Raw genomic sequence first — 17299 nt, 5'->3', positions numbered from 1 at the left:
CGGCACCCTACGGCTTCCGGGCGATGACGTAGCCCTGCGGTGTCTTCTCCGCATCCTGCGGCTCGCGCACCGCGGTCATCCACAGGTCGAAGCCCGCGGCGCGCAGCAGCTCGGCCACCTCGTGCGGCTGCTGACGGTAGAAGTCGAGGGAGATCGCCTCGCCCAGGAACTCGTCGCGATGCACCTTCTCCTCCCCGACCTGGAAGACCAGCATCACCACACCGCCCGGCGTCAGCACCCGGTGAAACTCGGCGAAGACCTGCGGTCGCTGGTCCCACGGCACGTGGATGATCGAGTAGTAGGCGAGCACGCCGCCGAGCGAGGCGTCGGGCAGGTCCAACGCCAGCATCGACCCCTCGTCGAACCTCAGCTCCGGATAGGTTCGCCGAGCCAGCTCGAGCATGCCCGGCGACAAGTCGATGCCGAACGCGTCCAGCCCCAGCCGCGACAGCAGAATCGTCACCCGCCCCGGCCCGCACCCCACATCAGCGACCGGCCCGTTCCCGCCCTGGCGGACCAGCTCCGCGAAGGTCGCGAACAGCGCATGGTCCAGCGGCCGGTCGTCCAAGGCCGAGGACACTACGTCAGCATGCGCCGAGGCCAAAGCGTCGTACGAGTCCCGCGTAGCAGTCATGGCGGGGGACGCTACGCGAACCGAGGTACTAGCTGCGCCGCAGAACGACGTACCGGCCGAAGTCGGTGACCGCCACCCGGACCAGCTCGAAGCCGGCCGCCTGGCCCTCCACGGCCAACTGCTCGGCGGTCCGGCCGAAGGGCACGCCCCAGCCGCGATTCACCAGCCGGCGTACTGCGTACGCCGGTCTGCTGCTCGGCTGCGGTTGTGGATCCGTCTCCTGCATGAGGAGCAGCCCAGCGGGTTTGAGCGCGCGCCGGATCACCGCGAGTGCCTCCGCCCGGGTCGCCTCGGGGAAAAACGGCTGAGCCCAGAAGGCGCCGCCGAACTGCTCGACTTCCTGCAGCTCCCGGATGTCCTGACAGCGGATGTCGACCCGATCGGCCACGCCGTGCGCTTCGGCCCGCCGGACCGCTTCGGCGGCAACCTTCGGCACCAGTTCGACCGCGACCGACCGCATCTCGGGAAACAGCGTGCCCAGCGTGAGAGTCGAACCGGCGACACCACAGCCGACGTCGAGCCACCGATCGGTGCGGACCAACTCGGCCAGCTCGGGCAGCTGCGGCAGGAAGACCTGCTCGAACAACGCCCTGGTCTCGTCGGTCGCACGACCGCCCGAGGCTCGCGCGATGACGAGAGCGTCGTCCTCGCTCAGCGGCAGCGGCCCTGGATCCTCGACTGACGTACGAACCAGCCTGGTCATCACCTCGGACCGGTCGAGCAGCTCCCCGAGACCGATCCACGCGTCGTCCGCGGCCAGCGCCTCGTACTGCGGACTCAGGCGAACCGTGGTGCCCTCGAGCTCGGCGATCCCGTACTCCTCGAGCACAGCCAGTACGTCGGCCAACCGGGCCGGCGGCAGACCGGAGTACTGCGCCAGCTCGGCGAGCTCACGGGGTTCGGCGAGGAACCGTGGCCAGCCGAGCTCTTGGATCGTCGACAGCAAGGACAGCACCTGAGCACCGGCAGCCCAGCTCTCGATCTGCTTCCGGCCTTCGAGCGCAAGGGCGAATCGGCTGCTCATGCCCCCAGGATGCAGGACCGACCGTTCAACCGTCTCCGCTCCGGCGGCCTCACCCCCCGGCCGCCGCCGGTGTTGTGTCGCGGAGCCCACCCGCTGAGCGTACGAGTGACGCAATGGCCGGCGAGTAGCTGCTCGGCGGCCAGGCGATCACCGTGGTGACGTCCGGCGCATCGACGACCGGCACCGCGACGTGATCCGGCCACTGCCAGGCGCGACTGGAAGCCGGGATGACCAGCAAAGTCTTGCCGAGCGCCACCAACTGGGCGAGCTGCGACTGCGTGTGCACCTCCGGTCCAGGGCCGTCCGGGTAGGACCCGTCGAGCCGGGGCCAGCGAGCGATCGGCAGGTCCGGTACGTCGCGGACCTCGGCCATCGTCAGCTGCCGGCGTGATGCGAGCGGGTGCCCGGCGGGAAGAAGCGCGATCTGGCCTTCGACGGACAGGTCCTCGGTGTCGAACCCGGCGAGGTCGTCGAACGGCCTGTGCATGATCGCCACGTCGGCACGCCCGTTGCGCAGCAGCCCTGCCTGTTCGCCGACCTCGCAGAGCAGGACCTCGACCGGCACTGCACCGGGTTCGCTCGCGTGCTCGGCGAGAAGCCGTTGCAGCAACTCGTGAGATGCCCCGGCTTTGGTCACGAGCACCAGTGGCCGCTTCTCATCCCCGGCACGCCGGGTGCGACGCGCAGCAGCCGCGACCGCGTCGAGCGTCGCTCGCGCCTCGCGGAGCAGGACGCTCCCCGCGTCGGTCAGCGCGGTTCCCCGTCGGTCCCGGTCGAGAAGCCGGACGCCGAGCCGATGCTCGAGCTGACGGATTGCGCGGGAGAGCGCGGGCTGGGCGATGCCGAGCCGGTCAGCGGCCCGTCCGAAGTGCAGCTCCTCGGCGACGGCGACGAAGTAGCGGAGCTCGCGGGTCTCCAGATCGTCCACGAACGGAGCCTACCGACCGGCTGATCACCGCAGGGCATCACGAGGTGCCGGATCGGCCTTGGACACCGTCGACGTCACCCGCTGAGCATGGATGCGTGACTGAAACGAAGACCGCGCTGATTACCGGCGCGAACAAGGGAATCGGCTTTGCCATCGCGGCAGGTCTCGGAGCGATGGGCTTCACGGTGGCGGTGGGCGCCCGGGACCAGGTCAGGCGGGAGGAGGCCGTCGAGCGTCTGCGAGCCGCGGGCGTCGACGCGTTCGGGGTGGCGCTCGACGTCACCTCCGACGACAGCGTCGCCGCGGCCGCCGCGACGATCGAGCAGACGACGGGGCGGCTCGACGTACTGGTCAACAACGCCGGCATCTCCGGCCGAACCGACGGTGGCGCGCAGGACCCGACGACGCTCGACCTCGACGTCGTCCGCACCGTGCTCGAGACGAACGTGTTGGGGATCGTCCGGGTGACGAACGCGATGCTCCCATTGCTGCTGCGGGCGAGCTCGCCGCGCATCGTCAACATGTCGAGCAACATGGGTTCGCTGACCCTCCAGACGGGTCCGGTGATGGCCGCCTACGCGCCGTCGAAGTCGATGCTCAACAGCGTCACGGCGCAGTACGCCCGCCGGCTCGCCGAGACGAAGGTGATCGTGAACGCCGCGTGCCCGGGGTACGTCGCGACCGACTTCACCGGTCACGCCGGGGTGCGGACGCCCGAACAGGGGGCCGCGATCGCGATCCGGCTCGCCACCCTGCCGGACGACGGGCCGCGCGGCGGGTTCTTCGACGACGAGGGGGTGGTCCCCTGGTGAGCCGGCGGTTCTGCTGCCCGCAAACCCGCAAACCGCCTGCGTCCGGTGCCGGGCGCGGTTTAAGGTCGGAGGATGAGTTTGCAATGGGAGCAGGTCATCGTGCACTCCGTCGACCCGGTGACCTTGGGACAGTGGTGGGCAACGGCTCTCGGGTGGGTCGTGGTGCATGCCTCGGACGACGAGTTCGAGATCCGGCCGGCGCCGGACCGCCTGCCGGGCCTGGACTTCGTCCGGATCGAGGAGACCAAGAAGGCCAAGAGCCGGCTGCACCTCGACTTCAGGCCCGACGACCAGGACGCCGAGGTGGCTCGGCTGGTGGCTCACGGCGCGCAGCGGGTCGACATCGGCCAGGGCGAGGAGGCGTCCTGGGTCGTCCTGGCCGACCCCGAGGGCAACGAGTTCTGCGTGCTCGGCCAGCGGCCTCAGTAAGACAGCCGAGCATCCAGCAGCACGGCACAGGCCGCGACGGTCAGTAGGCCGCCCAGCAGGAAAGTGCCCCGTACGTCGGCGAGCGGCAGGACGTCAATCGGTGCAGGGCCCGGGGCTGGTGCCCGTGGAGGAGTAGAACACGCCGGACCTGGTCTGTCGTTCGATGCTGCTGACCTTGACGCAAACGGCCATCCGGTCCGGATCGTCGTCCGTCGCACTCGCCTCGGTGATCTCGTACCGGCTCTGGACCTCTCCCTCGCTGGTCTGGCTCTTGATCTCCCGGACTCTCAGGTCAGCGGGCACCAGGTCCTCGACCGCCACCCTGATCCGGTCCTGGGTCACTCCGTCGGTGGTGCCGTCCATGGTGGCGACTGCGTGCACGGCCGCCTCGTGCAACTCCTCCTCGGACAGCTGGAGCTCGTCGATGCCCCAGACCGCGATCGCCACCGCGATCACCGCGACCGCCCAGTTCCGCCAGAACAGCAGCCGGAAGCCGCTCTCGGTCGGCGCTGCCACGTCCGGACGGATCTGAGAACGAACCTTCTGGTGCCATCGCTCCGGGCCCGCCAGCGCCCGGACGACGAGCGCGGCTGCCAGGCAGCAGAGGACTATGACGACGTACAGCACGTTCTCTCCCTCCGGACACCGGAGACCAAAACTAAGCGGTCAGGGGTTCGCAACCGTTCAACCAGCGCCGTACGGCATGGCGCCTGTCCCTCACCGGACGGCCTCGATCCGCAGTGGGTTCGGCACGGGGTGGTGTACGGGCAGCGAGGCGTTGCGATCGAGCCCAGCCCTTCCCGCCCTGGCGACCAGCCCACGGTGAGATCGAGTGGTAGCGCTGATCCACTGGTCGTCCGGGGCAATCGTCTGTGGCGGAAGTTGCACCGAGCAACCTCCGCCGCAGGTCACCGGCCGCTACGAGCCGCAGGCCGGCTGCGGGTCGGGGGCCTCGGTGCCCGCCGGGACGGCCGGCAGCGGCACCGACTTGACGACGTAGCCCGCCCCGGAGTCGTACGTCGTGAAGGGCGCCGGGCCCAGACCGAGCGGAACACACGCGGGATCGACCACCCCCCAGGAGAACCCGAGCCGGTCGAACCGGCGCCCCCGCGGGTCGTCGTACACGCTGATCGACAATCGCTGGCCCGCGGGGAATCCGATGTTGCCGGTGCTCTTGCCCGACACCACCGCGACCGGGCCCGCCGTCATCACGTAGTCCACGTCGATGGTGCCCCAGTTGTCCTCCATGCCGCCCTGGCCGTCCGGAGTCGGGTGGTTGAAGCGGATCGTGCCACGGGCGTCGCCCCACACCAGCTTGTTGCCGACCACCTTGTACGGATTGCCGTGCGCGTCGACGACGAACCTGCGCAGCGGATTGCCCGGGTCGAGCGAGAACGAGATCCAGGCGTCACCGGTCACATGGCCCTCGGTCCGCTTCGGTGGCGCCGCCTCGGAGGGCGCGCCGATCAGTACCAGCCCGCCGGCCACCATCGCCCCAGTGGTGGCCAGTCGTACCAGGCGGTTGACGAGTGTGCTGCGCATCCCGATTCTCCTTGTGTGGTTGAGGAAACTCTGTTCCCCAACCCTCGCGGATCCGGTCCGCCCAGACCTCCCCCGCGGGGGGGGAACCGGTTACCTCGCGCGAGTGAACCGTGGCTCGGACGCCCTCAACGCCTCGTTGCGTACCTGGTCAGGACCACGCCGCCGGGAAACGTCCGCGTCTCCACCAGGCTCAGCTTCACCCAGCTGTCCAGCGCGGTGAAAAACGGTGTGCCGCCGCCCACCAGCACCGGATGGGTGACGATCTCGTACTCGTCGACCAGCCCGGCCCGCACGGCCGCCCCAGCGAGCGTGGCGCCGGCGACCCTCATCGGCTCGCCGTCCTCGGCCTTGAGCCGGGTCATCTCCGCTGCCGCGTCGCCGGTGACCAGGCGGGTGTTCCAGTCGACCTTGTCGATCGTCGAGGAGAACACCACCTTCGGCGTGTCCCGCCAGTTCCGCGCGAACTCGATCTGCGCCGGGGTGGCGCCGGGCTGCTGGTCGGCGGTGGGCCAGTTGGAGCTCATCTCCTCCCACAGTTTGCGCCCGTACATCAACAGCCCGATCGCCAACTCCTGGTCGAGCCACCACTGGAACAGCTCGTCGCTCGGCGCGCTCCAGCCGAGGTCGTCGCCGGCCGCGGCGATGTAGCCGTCCAGGGTCAGGTTCATGCCGTAGATCAGTTTCCGCATCGCGCCATGCCTTTCTGTCGGTCCGGCGTCCATTCTCCGGCCGCCGCCACCCCTACTACGAACGCCTCACTCCGGATCCGACAGGTCATTGGCACAAATTCTCACGACACTTCTCCGTCGGCGCTTCGGCTGTCCCAGCCACCCGCCGTACCGGTTCCGAGGCAATGCCCTGGCCAGCGCCCGGCCGGATTCATCATCAGCCGGCCAGTCCCTTGTCGATGGTCGCCGTGAAGTCCAGCAGAGCCGCTGCGAGTGCATCGGGTGCTTCCTGGGCAATGAGATGGCCTACCTCCTTGATGTGCACCGCAGTGAAGTCTGCGCTGCTCACCTGACGGAAGGAGTGTTCGGTGAACGGGTGGTTGACCCCGTCGATCGCCAGAACGGGCACGGTGATCGGCTTGGTCGCGGCCAGCGCCGCGGTCGAACCCTTGTCGGTGAAGATCGCGCCGTAGAGCCCCTCTGTGCCCCGCCAGGCGTGAGGTCGCGAGTAGGTGCGAAGGAACTCGTCGAGGTCCGCGTCCAGAATCGATCCCTCCGTGCCGTTCATCAGCGGATAGGCCCAGCCGGCCAGCAGCTCCCGCTCATGTCCGGGGATCAGCATGCCGGCGATGCCCGGAGCCCCGAGAAATCCGACGTGCCACGAGCCGAAGTTGTTCACGTCGGCGAGAGCTTCGAGGCCGAAACCGGCCAGGGTCGACTCGACAGCGGTGAAGCTGACAACGTCGTCGGGATGCGTTGCGGCGAAGCGGAAACCGACGCCGCCGCTGATGTCCTGGCACAGCAGGTGCACCGGCCCTTCACCGAGGTGCTCGACGAGGTGGTGCAGATCCTCGGCGGTGACCCGCTCCCCGAACTCGAGGTCGCCGTTGTCGGAGTCTCCGAAGCCGCGCAGGTCGAGAGCGCAGACCCGGTGCGTTGCTGCGAGCAGCGGGATCAATTTCCGAAAGGCCCACCACGTCTCGGGCCATCCGTGCACGAGAACGATCGGCGAGCCGGACGTTCCGGCGGAGACGTAGTGCAGCTCGGCGCCGTTGAGTGCGACGAGATGATGGGTGACGCCGGGAAGGGTTGCACCGGACGGGACGACGGGCATGAGCAGTCTCCTTGATAGACAACAACATTGTCGATTATTCGACAATGTTGTTGTCGTGTCAAACCGTGATCTAGGCTGAAATCGTGACTCGTCGTGGTGGTGATCTCGCGCTCCTGCTGCTGGCCGCGTTCCGTACGCTCGCCGACCGCGCCACCGTCGAACTGGCGAACCGTGGCTACGAGGACTTCCGGCCGGTTCACGACTTCGCCCTGCACTCGATTCTCGGCGGAGCCGACAATGCGTCCGAGCTCGGGCGGGCGATGGCGGTCACGAAACAGGCTGCTGCCAGAACGATCGGCATCCTGGAGGAACGCGACTGGGTGGTACGCGAGGTGGACCCGAACGACCGGAGAAAGCTGCGGCTGCGCGTGACGGAGCAGGGCATGACCCTGCTGCGCGAGGGCGAGGCGATCTTCAACGAGCTGCGCGACGAGTGGGAACGCCAGGTGGGCAGGGATTCGATCGAGTCGCTCGAGCACTCGCTGCGATCGCTGGTGGGCGAGAATGTGATCCGCCTCAATTCGCCCGGCTGGTCGGCACAGGGCATCACCGAGCAGCCCGCCTAGCGAGAAACCGCCCCAGCTGAGGACCAGCCGGCACCCACACACCGTAGGGGCGCCGGCAACGTCGACGCGCTTTCGCCAGCGAGCGGCCACCCCGTTGGCCGTCCCCGAGCGGAGGGTGTGGGATTCGAACCCACGATGACGGTCACCCGCCATACCGGTTTTCAAGACCAGCGCACTCGGCCACTATGCGAACCCTCCAGGCGGGGCCGGAGTGCGGACCCACCGATGGTCGAGGATAGCGGGCGGCCACGGTGGGCTCGGGATGGTGGGGTGGCCGGGCGGCGCCTGGCAAGGGTTGCGGTGGCCAGTAAAGGTGTGGAGAGCGGCGGGCCGGATTGTTACGCTCGACGGCCGAGATCGGAGTCCTTCACCATGCCTTCTGCCGCGACGCTCGGCCTGCCCAACGTGCGCGGGCGTATCCCGCTTCTCGCCGGACTGGCGATCGACTCCTTCGGGGGTGGTTGCGCGGGTCCCCTGCTGCTGCTCTTCTTCGTGCGGGTCGCCGATATTCCGCTCGGTACTGCAGGGCTGCTGCTGACCGTTGCGACGCTGTTCTCCATCGCGGCGCCCGCAGTGGTCGGTCAGGTGATCGACCGGGTGGGACCGCGCAACCTGGTGATCGGGGCCCAGTTCGCCCAGGGGCTGGCGTTCGCCGGGTTCTTCTTCGGGAGGTCGACCTGGTTGCTGTTCCTCTGCGCGCTGGTCACGACAACCGGCCAGCGGGTGTTCTGGTCGTCAGTCTTCAGCCTGCTGTCGGACGTGTCCGACGCGGGGGACCGCGATCGGTGGTTCGGGCTCGGCGGCATGATGCAGGCCGGCGGTTTCGGACTCGGCGCGCTGGCGGCCGGTGCGCTGCTGACCTTCGACGGGGATCGGCCGTTCCTGATCGCGATGGCCTTGAACGCGGCGACCTTCTTCGTCGCAGGCCTGTTGCTGCTGCGGATCCACGCCGGTCACGCGGCCAGATCGGCCGAGGACAGCGGGCCGGCGCCGCTGCTGCGCAAGGACAGGCCGTTCCTGGTGCTGATCGGCGCGAACACCATCCTGGCGCTCTGCACGATGCTGATGGGAATCGGCCTGCCGGTGTACGTGAGCGAGGCGCTGCCGGCTCCGAAGTGGCTCGTCGGAGTGCTGCTGGCGGCGGTCTCCGTGGTGCTGGCGACCGGACAGACGCTGGTGGTGCGGCACACGGAGAAGCGGCGGCGTACGAACGTGATGATCGTGGCCGGACTGCTCTGGGCAGTGTGGGGCGTGATGATGGCTGGGTTGCTGCACCTCCCTGCCGGACTGGTGGTGCCCGTGCTGTTGCTGGGGACAGCGGTCTTCGCAGCGGCAGACGTCTTGCACGCGGCTACGTCGAACGCGCTTGCGGCAGCGATCGCGCCGGAGCGCGGCCGCGGGAAGTATCTCTCGTACTGGCAGTACTCCTTCACCTTCGCCAGCGTGCTGGTACCGGCCTTCTTCGCCCAGCTGTTCGAGGTACGCCGGGAATTCCCGTGGCTGGCGATCTCGCTCCTGGCCCTGGTCGCGGCGGGCACGATCCTGGTGCTCGACCGGGTGCTGCCGCAGGCCACGACGCGGCGTAGCTGACCACCTGCTGAGCCGTCAGGATTTCTTGCATCTGTTCGAACAGGTGTTCTAATGTCTTCCTTGTTGGCTCGCGGTTCTCCTTCCAACCCAGACCTTCGCCCGAGCGGCCGAACCTCCCACCTCCGACGTGGACGGCCGGTACCGGGCGATGGCCGCCCGGGGAGTGAGGACCCGGGCGCTGGAGGAGACAGGGCCCAACGGTGGAAGCTGCTCAGGAAGGTCGAGGAGGTAGACGAGGAGAGGACACACCCCATGCTGCTGGAACATCGCGGCCGTCAGCCGGTCGTCCCTGAGTCCGCGTACGTCGCACCGTCGGCGGTGCTGTGCGGAGCGGTCGTCCTGGGCGAAGGCTCGCGGGTCCTGCACGGCGCGGTCCTGACCGCCGAGGACGGTGAGGTCAGGATCGGTACGAACAGCGTGGTGATGGAGAACGCCCTGGTCCGCGGCCGGGCGGCTCACCCCGCGCTGATCGGTGACGCGGTGCTGGTCGGTCCGCACTGTCACGTGAACGGCGCCACGGTCGAGGACGAAGCGTTCCTCGCCACGGGCGCCGCGCTGTTCCCCGGTTCGGTCGTGGGCGCCGGCTCCGAACTGCGGATCAACAGTGTGCTGCACGTCAACTCCCGGCTCACCCCCGGTACGGTCCTGCCGATCGGCTGGATCGCGGCCGGTGACCCCGCCCAACTCTTCTCGCCCGACCGGCACGAGGAACTGTGGGCGGTCCAGGGTGCGCTGGACTTCCCCGGCACGGTGTACGGCGTACCGCGCGGCACGCCGATGCAGGAGGTCATGGCGCGCCAGTCCACCTACTACGGATCCCACCGGGAGGACCGCCTGCTCGACGATCCCCGAAGCAGCTAGCTCCACTCACTTCGCGCCTTCTTCAGGCGTAGTGCGTTGCAGAGCGCGCGGCTCGCACCGGACGACTCCGTGGCACTCGCCGCTCACGGAATACCCGGCGGAGCGGCCGGCCGGCCGAGTGCGGTGACCAGGTTGCTGCGCCGCGGAGCGGCTGGACGGCTGAGCACTGCGACCAGGTGGCTGCACAGCGGCCCGTCCTGTCAGCCGAGCCCGTGGCCAGCACGACCGAGCCGTCGTGGTCGATCAGCCTGGGGTGCGCCGACGGTCAGGCCTGGGGCCGAGCAAGCGATCCATCCCGGGGGACCCTTGGGCGCCCACGCGAACTACACCCCGTGGAGAACCCCCTGAGCGCCCACACGAACGACCCTGCGGGGCACCCCCGGGCGCCCACACGAACGAGTCCTGCGGAGAACCTCGCGCACACGCGAAGTACCCCGGCGGAGAACCTCGGACGCACACGCGAACTCTCACCTCCCCGCGGAGACCGCGCGGAGACCGCGCGGACGAGAACTACCCGGCTCCGCTGGGCCTGAGCTGCGGGTCGTAGCCATTGCACGCTCGACGACCGCGCGCTCCCACTATCGCGCCATGTTCATTCACTCGGGCGGCCCGTTTCCATACGCGGGTCATCCACCGGGACAAGGGCCACGGGCGATCCGGATCAGCGGGCGCGGAGTGCCTCGGATTCTGCAGCGAGTGTCTCGGCTCGACCCCCACTACGCCGTGAGTGGGGGCGGGGCGCGAATCCCCGTGCAGCCGCCGGCTCGACACCACCACGCCGCAAGTTGTGCGGCACCTCGCCAACCCCGTGCAGCGGCCGGCTCGACGTGAACTATGCAGGAGTGTCGCGGCGCGGCGCGAACCCGGTGGTCGGCCGGCTGGAAGGGAACTACTCCGTGGAGTCTCGCGGCTCTACGCGTACTGGACCTTCGAGGGTGAACTGGCGGACCTGCCCGGGGGGACGGGCGGCGCAGGTCATCTGCCCGTCGATGGTGACCAGTCGAGCGCGAACCTCGACGACGATTTGCAGTCCACCACCGTCCCCGGGACGACTTTCAGCAGCCCGGCTAGATCCGTCGGTGGAGTTCGTGGAGCCGTCGGCCGGAGTCGTCGCTTCTCTCGAGGTGGTCTCGACTGCACCGATGGCGTCGCTCGTGAGGAGGCTGGCACGAGGCGGGGGGCTTTCGGCTACGGCGGCAGCGTCGGCTTCGGGGGCAGTGTCGACTACGGCGGCAGCGTCGGCTTCGGGGGCAGTGTCGACTACGGCGGCAGCGTCGGCTTCGGGGGCAGTGTCGACTACGGGGGCAGTGTCGGCTTCGGCGATGGCCTCGGCAGAACCGGTTGGGCTGGTGCGGTTCTCGGCGGAGTTGGCGGCGAGGGATATGCGCCAGTGGTTCGGGGTTGGCTCGGTGAGGTGCACAGGGTGAAGGGCGTTGACGGACAGCGAGTGGCCGGCGGTGCGGGCGAAGTGTTGGGCTGCCTGGACTGCGGGGAGGTGGGCGCCCGAGCCTCGGTAGTAGGCGGGGACGATGTGGCCTTCGTCGTACGCCTGGGCGAGGCGAACGGCCTCGGCGGGTGGGACGTGGCCGTAGAAGAGGCTGTGCGGGAGGAAGACCAGGTTGGCGGCGAAGCGGTCGCCGCCGATGTGGCTGCATTCCCAGGTGCGGTCGGGGTACGCGGCGGCGAGGGCGGCTGCGGCTGGGCGGCCGCGGACGGCGCAGCAGGCGTCGTGGCGGCCGTGGGTGCAGACGAGATAGATCGGGTCTGTGGTGGGGGTGCCGGGGTCTGCGCCGGAGAGGACTTTCAGCAGGTGTTCGTCGGTGGGGAGGTGGCCCTGGCGGATGGATTCGTGGCCGGGGCGGCTGTCGACCAGCATCCAGCGGCGCGGTTCGGTGCCGGCTGCGCGGCCGTGGCGGCGGATGAGGACCGGGCGGCAGCGGGCTGCCGTACACAGGCGGGCGACTTCGGCGGCCAGGTCGTCGGGGGCGGGCTCGGCGCGGATGGGGTCGTCGGCGGTGGGGTTGGTGGCTTCGCCGGAGGCGGTGGGGTTGGTGGCTTCGCCGGAGGCGGTGGGCGGGGTTCGGCGGAGGGCGGTGAGGGCGGCGCGGGGCCAGGCGCCGTTGTGTTCGATCAGCAGCCAGCGCTCGGCCGGGGGTGCCGAGGCGATGAGCGAGTCACCGCGCCCCTCCGCCGAGGCGGCACAGCCGGTCTCGGGGCGATAGCGGTCAGCAGGTGCAGACGCCGACGCCGAGCGCGCCCGTTCCGCAGGCGACCCCGTGGCTGACGCCGAGCGCGCCGGCCCTACGTCGGAGCCTGATGCCGACTGCGCCGGCTCCACCTGCGTTCCGGGGGCGGACGCCGACCACCTCGAGCCGGCATGTGGCCCGGAGGCCGACGTCGACCGCGCCGAGCCGGAAGCCGACGCCGATCGCGCAGGCGGTCCGGAGGCCGGCGCCGAGCGCGTCGGCTCGGTGTGCGGACCGGACGCTGGTGCTGGTCCGGCCGGCTTCGCGGGCGGGGCGGAGGGTTGGGGATCCCAGGCGGCTGTGGGGTGTTGGGCTTGCAGCGTGGGACGAGCGGGCAGGTGTTTGGCGGTCGAACTGCCCGGCTTCGAGTTGGGCGAAGTGGGCGGGGTGGGGGTTGCTGGGGTCACGTAGGGCTCGCGACCAGCACGGCTTCTTTGAGGAGGCGGCGGGTGAGGACCAGCTGGTCCTCGGAGGAAAGGCCCGGAAGGTCGCCTACTGCGAAGGGGGTGCCGGAGCAGGCCTGCGTGACGGCTTCGGCGGTGTTGGCTGGGAAGGAGATGGTGCGGTCGGGGAGGTGGAGCAGCACCGGGTCGCCGGGGACCAGGCGGTGGCGCAGGCCAGGGCGGAGGCGGAGGGTGTCGCCGACGGCGAGGTTCGCGATGGTGGCGGCGTGGGCCAAGGGGGCGAGCGGCGCCGGGCGGTTGCCGGACCAGGTACGACGGCGCAGGCGGTCGGTGAGGTCGTCGGCCGTTGCCGTCTGGAGGTGTTCGGCGAAGAGGGCGACGACCTTCTCGAGCTCCGGGGCGAGCTGGTGTGGGTCGCCGGGGTCGAAGCCGAGTGGGAGGGCGCTGCGGAGGTCGGGGACGTTCGCAGCAAGGGCCGCGAGCTCCTGGACGAGCAGATAGCGCGTCATGGTGTGCAGACCGACCGTCAGGTGGGCGCTGACGCCACCGAGCGCCTTGGCGGAGTGCAGGAAGCCGCGCGGGACGTAGAGCGCGTCGCCGGGGCGCAGTACGGCGTCGACTACCGGCTGCTCGGTGCTGGCAGCCTCAGCGACGGCCTTGGAGTGGTCTGTCCACGGCTGGTTGCGCAGCGGGTCGACATGAACGGGCTCATGCACCGTCCAGTGCTTCTCACCGGCTACCTGTAAGACGAAGACGTCATGTACGTCGTAGTGCGCCGAGAACCCCTGGGACTCCGCAGGCGTGATGTAAGCGTTGATCTGCACCGGATGCCCGGCCTCGGACGACAACTGTGTCGCAAAGTCGACCAGAGGCGGCCAGGTGCGATGCAGCGCCTGCAGTACGACGGTGTGGCCGCTCGCGAACAACGCGGCGACCTTGTCGTCCTGCACCTGGTCACCGATCTCCGCGCCGACACCGCCGGGCCCGGTGAACTGGTTGTCGCCGACCACCGAGCCGTTCTTGGCGATGCGCAGGAACGGCGTACGGAGTCCGCGGCGGGAGAGCAGTTCGTCGACGGCGTCCAAGCTGAAGAGGTCGCTGAAGCCGGACACCTCCGAAGCCGGCGCGCCCCCGCCGCCGGCAAGCTCGGCGGCAGGGGACAGCAGAGCCCGCGAACCCCAGTAGTTGCTCGCGAACTCCTCGGGATCACCCGCGACGCAGCGCCGGAGAGCCGGGCGCTGGTCCGGCTGTGGCCCGGTCTCCGGCACTGCACTCACCAGCTTCCGGAGTTCTGGGCACCGCCGTCCGCGCCGCCGTCGGTCGCGTTCGGGTCGGCTCCACCGTCCGCCGGTCCTTCGCCGTTGCCGGCGCCACTGTCCGCGCCGCCGTCGGCGCCACCGTCACTGACGCCCGGTGACGCGCCGCCGTCCGCGGTGCCTTCCGAGCCGCCGCCGGCGCCGCTGTCGGCTCCGCCGTCCTGGGTCCCCGGCGATGCTCCGCCGTCCGCCGGGCCCTCCGACCCGCCGCCGGCGCCACCGTCCGCACCGCCGTCGCTCACGCCCGGGGCGGCGCCGCCGTCCGCGGTGCCTTCTTCGGACATCTGGCCGTAGCCGCCGGACTGGTTGCCGCGCCCCGCACCGGTGTCCGCTCCACCGTCAGCACCGCCGTCGGTCGCACCTGGTGTCGCGCCTCCGTCGGCCAGACCCTCGCCGTTGCCGGCCGAGGTCGTCATGTCGTCGTCGTTCAGACCCATGATGCTGCTCCCTTCGAGTGTGCTTGCGTGGTTGTCCTGTGCGCACAGTAGACCCGGACTAAACCCTGTCCGGATCACAGCGGGTCGTCGGTTCGGCGGCGATCGCGCCGCTCAGCCGAGGACGTCGCGCCAGGCCTTCAGGAACGCGTCGGTCACCACCTCCGGGCGGACGGCGATTCGCAGCCAGTCGGCACCCAGCCCGGGGAAGGTGTCGCCGCGCCGGACGGCGAAACCGCGCTCCCGCAACTGTTGGCGAAGCTGTTCCGCACCGTCGATCCGCACCAGCACGAAGGGCGCCCGGGGGACGCCGTGAACAGCCACCCTCCCGTCACGCGACACCCGCACCGCTTCGCCCCCGTACGCCGTACTGCCGTGCGGCTGGTCGCCGGCCCGGGTGTCGAGCTCCGCCTCGGGACAGTTCAGCAGACCGGCGAGGAGGTGCTTGCGTTGGGCGTCGAAATCGGCGGCAGCCTGGGCCGCCTCGGTGGTGGCGCGGGGAGTCGTGCAAGCGATGGCGGCGGCAAGAGCTGGTGTGGAGACAGGCCAGTGGGGCTGCACGGCGGCCAGCTGGTCGATCAGCGGGGGCGCGGCGACGACGTAGCCGACGCGAAGGCCCGCGAGGCCCCAGGTCTTGGTCAGGCTGCGGATGACGACGAGGCCGGGGATGCCCGCGCCGACCAGTGACTCGGGTTCGCCGGGCACGGCGTCCATGAAGGCTTCGTCGACGACGAGGATGCGGTCGGGGCGGGCCAGTTCGCGCAGGGTGTCGGCGGGGTGCAGGACCGAGGTCGGGTTCGTGGGGTTGCCGATGACGACCAGGTCGGCGTCGGCGGGGATGGCGCCGGGGGCCAGGACGAAGCCGTTCTCGGGGCGCAGGATGACGCGGTCGACCAGGTGTCCGGCCGAGCGGAGGGCCGATTCGGGTTCGGTGAACTGCGGGTGGACGACCACTGCGTGGCGAGGGCGAAAGGCGCGCGCGACGAGGACGAAGGCCTCGGCCGCTCCGGCGGTGAGCAGGACCTGATCCGGCGAGCACCCGTGGCGCGCGGCGGTTGCGGCGGTCGCGGCGTCGGCGCGTGGGTAGGCGGCGAGGTCGGTCAGGCCGGCGGCGATCTCGTCGACCAGCCAGGGTGGCGGAGTACCGGCTCGCACGTTGACCGCGAGGTCCACGAGGCCGTCGCCGACTTCGAGATCGCCGTGATGATCCAGGTCGAAACCGTCCACAGTCACCCCAGGAGGCTAACCCGCCGCTGTCCGCCCGCCTGAGCCACGCTGGGCGGACGGGTCTGCGGCGGACCGGGCCGGGATGCGGCACCATGGAAAGGTGAAGATCGCTGTGGTGCAGACCGCCAGTACCGACGACAAGGCGGCCAACCGGGAAGCGGTGGTGCGCTGGGTCGCCGAGGCGGCGGCGGGGCGGCCGGATCTCGTCGTGCTGCCCGAGGCGATGATGGCCGACTTCGCGGTCGAGGGCGGATCGGTCGGCGGGCTGGCCGAGGCGCTCGACGGTGAGTTCGTCAGTACGTTGCGCAAGTGCGCGCTGGAGCACGGCACCGCGATCGTGGCCGGCATGTTCGAGCGGAGCTGCGACGAGGCCCGGCCGTACAACACGCTGCTCGCGGTCGGCGCCGACGGCGAGCTGCTCGGCGCGTACCGCAAGATCCACCTGTACGACGCGTTCGGGTACCGCGAGTCCGACCAACTGACCCCCGGCAACGTCGCCCCCGTAGTGGTCCGGATCGGCGGCGTCGGGTTCGGGCTGATGACGTGTTACGACCTGCGCTTCCCCGAGCTGTCCCGCGCTCTGGTCGACGCCGGCGCCGAGGTGCTCGTCGTACCGGCGGCGTGGGTCCGCGGACCGCTGAAGGAGCATCACTGGGCGACGCTGCTCACGGCCCGCGCGATCGAGAACACCTGCTACGTCGCGGCCGCCGCGCAGAACGGCCGGAAGTACTCGGGCTTGAGCCAGGTCCTGGACCCGCAGGGCGTCGCCGTCGCGGCGGTCGGTGAAGCGGACGGGTTCGCCACCGCCGAAATCTCCGCCGATCGGCTGGCCGAGATCCGCCAGCGCAACCCGTCCCTGCAGAACCGGCGCTTCACCGTCGCGCCCCGCTGATGCCGTCCGACCCGCTGACCCCGCACGACCATCAACCCCACCCGGATTCGTTGATGCCGTTCGACGCGTTGGTCCTGGCCGGTGGCGCGTCGCGTCGGTTCGGCGGTGTGGACAAGGCCACCCTTGTCCTGGAAGGCGTTTCACTGCTCGATCGAGTGCTGACGGCAACCATTCGAGCCGAAACGACGGTAGTCGTCGGGCCGATCCGCCCGACAGCCCGCCCGGTCACCTGGACTCAAGAGCACCCCGCCTCCGGCGGACCCGTCGCCGGCATCGCGGCCGGTCTGGGACACGGCTCGGCGCCGGTCATCGTCCTGGTGTCGTGCGACCTGCCGTGGCTGACCGGGGCCGACGTCGCCGCACTGGTCGACGGAATCGCCGGGCACGACGGCCACGGCCTCCGCGACGATGGGGGCCGTGAGCAACCACTCGCGGCGGCGTACCGGCGTACGGCGCTGGAGCGGGCGCTGGCGGAGATCGGCGACCCGCGGGACCAGTCCGTGCGCAGGCTGTTCGCCGGGTTCACCATGCGCTGGAGCGAACCGACCCGCGCCGGCAGCGACGTCGACACCTGGGCCGACCTCGACGACCCCACCACCGCCGCCGAATAAC

At 70.2% G+C, this 17299-nt stretch carries 18 protein-coding genes and 1 tRNA gene; 7 read left to right on the top strand and 12 right to left on the bottom strand.

Going from position 1 to position 17299, the window contains the following annotated elements:
- Positions 1-7 precede the first annotated feature (7 nt).
- The 3 genes from KFLA_RS01160 to KFLA_RS01150 are packed head-to-tail and all read right to left on the bottom strand — an operon-like array spanning position 8 to position 2586.
- Positions 8-634, bottom strand: coding sequence for a class I SAM-dependent methyltransferase (locus KFLA_RS01160; protein WP_012917917.1), 627 nt, complete (start codon positions 632-634; stop codon positions 8-10).
- 28 nt (positions 635-662) lie between these two features.
- A complete protein-coding gene (locus KFLA_RS01155; protein ID WP_012917916.1) occupies positions 663-1658 on the bottom strand; it encodes an SAM-dependent methyltransferase in 996 nt (331 codons plus the stop codon).
- Between the two features lie 49 nt (positions 1659-1707).
- Positions 1708-2586 (bottom strand): LysR family transcriptional regulator, encoded by an 879-nt coding sequence (locus KFLA_RS01150; RefSeq protein WP_012917915.1) that lies wholly within the window; start codon positions 2584-2586, stop codon positions 1708-1710.
- Between the two features lie 95 nt (positions 2587-2681).
- Between KFLA_RS01150 and KFLA_RS01145 the strand changes: the two genes are divergently transcribed.
- Complete coding sequence (locus KFLA_RS01145) at positions 2682-3398, top strand: SDR family oxidoreductase (protein WP_012917914.1); 717 nt, start codon at positions 2682-2684, stop codon at positions 3396-3398.
- A 72-nt stretch (positions 3399-3470) separates the two neighbouring features.
- Positions 3471-3827 (top strand): VOC family protein, encoded by a 357-nt coding sequence (locus KFLA_RS01140; RefSeq protein ID WP_012917913.1) that lies wholly within the window; start codon positions 3471-3473, stop codon positions 3825-3827.
- 93 nt (positions 3828-3920) lie between these two features.
- Here KFLA_RS01140 and KFLA_RS38070 read toward each other — a convergent pair whose 3' ends face one another.
- The 4 genes from KFLA_RS38070 to KFLA_RS01120 all read right to left on the bottom strand — a co-directional run bounded on the left by KFLA_RS38070 (position 3921) and on the right by KFLA_RS01120 (position 7196).
- Complete coding sequence (locus KFLA_RS38070; protein ID WP_012917912.1) at positions 3921-4454, bottom strand: hypothetical protein; 534 nt, start codon at positions 4452-4454, stop codon at positions 3921-3923.
- 291 nt (positions 4455-4745) lie between these two features.
- Positions 4746-5369 carry a hypothetical protein gene (locus KFLA_RS01130; RefSeq protein ID WP_012917911.1) on the bottom strand — a complete coding sequence of 208 codons (624 nt, stop codon included), beginning with the start codon at positions 5367-5369 and terminating at the stop codon, positions 4746-4748.
- Positions 5370-5494: 125 nt separating this feature from the next.
- Positions 5495-6058 carry a dihydrofolate reductase family protein gene (locus tag KFLA_RS01125; RefSeq protein ID WP_012917910.1) on the bottom strand — a complete coding sequence of 188 codons (564 nt, stop codon included), beginning with the start codon at positions 6056-6058 and terminating at the stop codon, positions 5495-5497.
- A gap of 196 nt (positions 6059-6254) precedes the next feature.
- On the bottom strand, positions 6255-7196 hold the full coding sequence (locus tag KFLA_RS01120; protein ID WP_237706681.1) for an alpha/beta fold hydrolase: 942 nt from the start codon (positions 7194-7196) through the stop codon (positions 6255-6257).
- A gap of 38 nt (positions 7197-7234) precedes the next feature.
- On the opposite strand from KFLA_RS01120, the gene KFLA_RS01115 reads away from it, so the two are divergent.
- A complete protein-coding gene (locus KFLA_RS01115) occupies positions 7235-7717 on the top strand; it encodes a MarR family winged helix-turn-helix transcriptional regulator (RefSeq protein ID WP_012917908.1) in 483 nt (160 codons plus the stop codon).
- 109 nt (positions 7718-7826) lie between these two features.
- Here KFLA_RS01115 and KFLA_RS01110 read toward each other — a convergent pair.
- Positions 7827-7915, bottom strand: a tRNA-Ser gene (locus tag KFLA_RS01110).
- A 174-nt stretch (positions 7916-8089) separates the two neighbouring features.
- Here KFLA_RS01110 and KFLA_RS01105 point away from each other — a divergent pair.
- Entirely contained in the window at positions 8090-9307 is a 1218-nt protein-coding gene (locus KFLA_RS01105) for an MFS transporter (RefSeq protein WP_012917907.1), read from the top strand.
- Positions 9308-9559: 252 nt separating this feature from the next.
- Entirely contained in the window at positions 9560-10168 is a 609-nt protein-coding gene (locus tag KFLA_RS01100) for a gamma carbonic anhydrase family protein (RefSeq protein WP_012917906.1), read from the top strand.
- An 889-nt stretch (positions 10169-11057) separates the two neighbouring features.
- Here the strand turns inward: KFLA_RS01100 and KFLA_RS35225 are convergent.
- The 4 genes from KFLA_RS35225 to cobC all read right to left on the bottom strand — a co-directional run bounded on the left by KFLA_RS35225 (position 11058) and on the right by cobC (position 15801).
- Positions 11058-12506 carry a sucrase ferredoxin gene (locus KFLA_RS35225; protein WP_012917905.1) on the bottom strand — a complete coding sequence of 483 codons (1449 nt, stop codon included), beginning with the start codon at positions 12504-12506 and terminating at the stop codon, positions 11058-11060.
- A gap of 311 nt (positions 12507-12817) precedes the next feature.
- Positions 12818-14095, bottom strand: coding sequence for a cupin domain-containing protein (locus tag KFLA_RS01090; protein ID WP_012917904.1), 1278 nt, complete (start codon positions 14093-14095; stop codon positions 12818-12820).
- A complete protein-coding gene (locus KFLA_RS01085) occupies positions 14092-14571 on the bottom strand; it encodes a hypothetical protein (RefSeq protein WP_012917903.1) in 480 nt (159 codons plus the stop codon). The genes KFLA_RS01090 and KFLA_RS01085 overlap by 4 nt, the downstream gene beginning before the upstream one ends.
- Before the next feature lie 111 nt (positions 14572-14682).
- A complete protein-coding gene (gene cobC, locus KFLA_RS01080) occupies positions 14683-15801 on the bottom strand; it encodes an Rv2231c family histidinol phosphate aminotransferase CobC (RefSeq protein WP_012917902.1) in 1119 nt (372 codons plus the stop codon).
- 94 nt (positions 15802-15895) lie between these two features.
- Between cobC and KFLA_RS01075 the strand changes: the two genes are divergently transcribed.
- Together KFLA_RS01075 and mobA are read left to right on the top strand one after the other, a co-directional pair.
- Positions 15896-16687, top strand: a complete 792-nt coding sequence (locus KFLA_RS01075; protein WP_148256522.1) for a carbon-nitrogen hydrolase family protein — start codon at positions 15896-15898, stop codon at positions 16685-16687.
- A 53-nt stretch (positions 16688-16740) separates the two neighbouring features.
- On the top strand, positions 16741-17298 hold the full coding sequence (gene mobA, locus KFLA_RS01070; RefSeq protein ID WP_041289090.1) for a molybdenum cofactor guanylyltransferase: 558 nt from the start codon (positions 16741-16743) through the stop codon (positions 17296-17298).
- Position 17299: the final 1 nt, after the last annotated feature.

It is taken from the genome of Kribbella flavida DSM 17836, from assembly GCF_000024345.1.
Classification (GTDB): Bacteria; Actinomycetota; Actinomycetes; order Propionibacteriales; family Kribbellaceae; genus Kribbella; species Kribbella flavida.
This window is presented reverse-complemented; position numbering and strand designations above follow the sequence as displayed.

Excerpts from the sequence above, each read along its gene's own strand:
- mobA (WP_041289090.1), top strand. The coding sequence starts at position 16,741 with ATGCCGTTCGACGCGTTGGTCCTGGCCGGTGGCGCGTCGCGTCGGTTC.
- KFLA_RS01155 (WP_012917916.1), bottom strand. The coding sequence starts at position 1,658 with ATGAGCAGCCGATTCGCCCTTGCGCTCGAAGGCCGGAAGCAGATCGAG.
- KFLA_RS01140 (WP_012917913.1), top strand. The coding sequence starts at position 3,471 with ATGAGTTTGCAATGGGAGCAGGTCATCGTGCACTCCGTCGACCCGGTG.
- KFLA_RS01085 (WP_012917903.1), bottom strand. The coding sequence starts at position 14,571 with ATGGGTCTGAACGACGACGACATGACGACCTCGGCCGGCAACGGCGAG.
- KFLA_RS01105 (WP_012917907.1), top strand. The coding sequence starts at position 8,090 with ATGCCTTCTGCCGCGACGCTCGGCCTGCCCAACGTGCGCGGGCGTATC.
- KFLA_RS01100 (WP_012917906.1), top strand. The coding sequence starts at position 9,560 with ATGCTGCTGGAACATCGCGGCCGTCAGCCGGTCGTCCCTGAGTCCGCG.
- KFLA_RS01130 (WP_012917911.1), bottom strand. The coding sequence starts at position 5,369 with ATGCGCAGCACACTCGTCAACCGCCTGGTACGACTGGCCACCACTGGG.
- KFLA_RS01125 (WP_012917910.1), bottom strand. The coding sequence starts at position 6,058 with ATGCGGAAACTGATCTACGGCATGAACCTGACCCTGGACGGCTACATC.
- KFLA_RS01160 (WP_012917917.1), bottom strand. The coding sequence starts at position 634 with ATGACTGCTACGCGGGACTCGTACGACGCTTTGGCCTCGGCGCATGCT.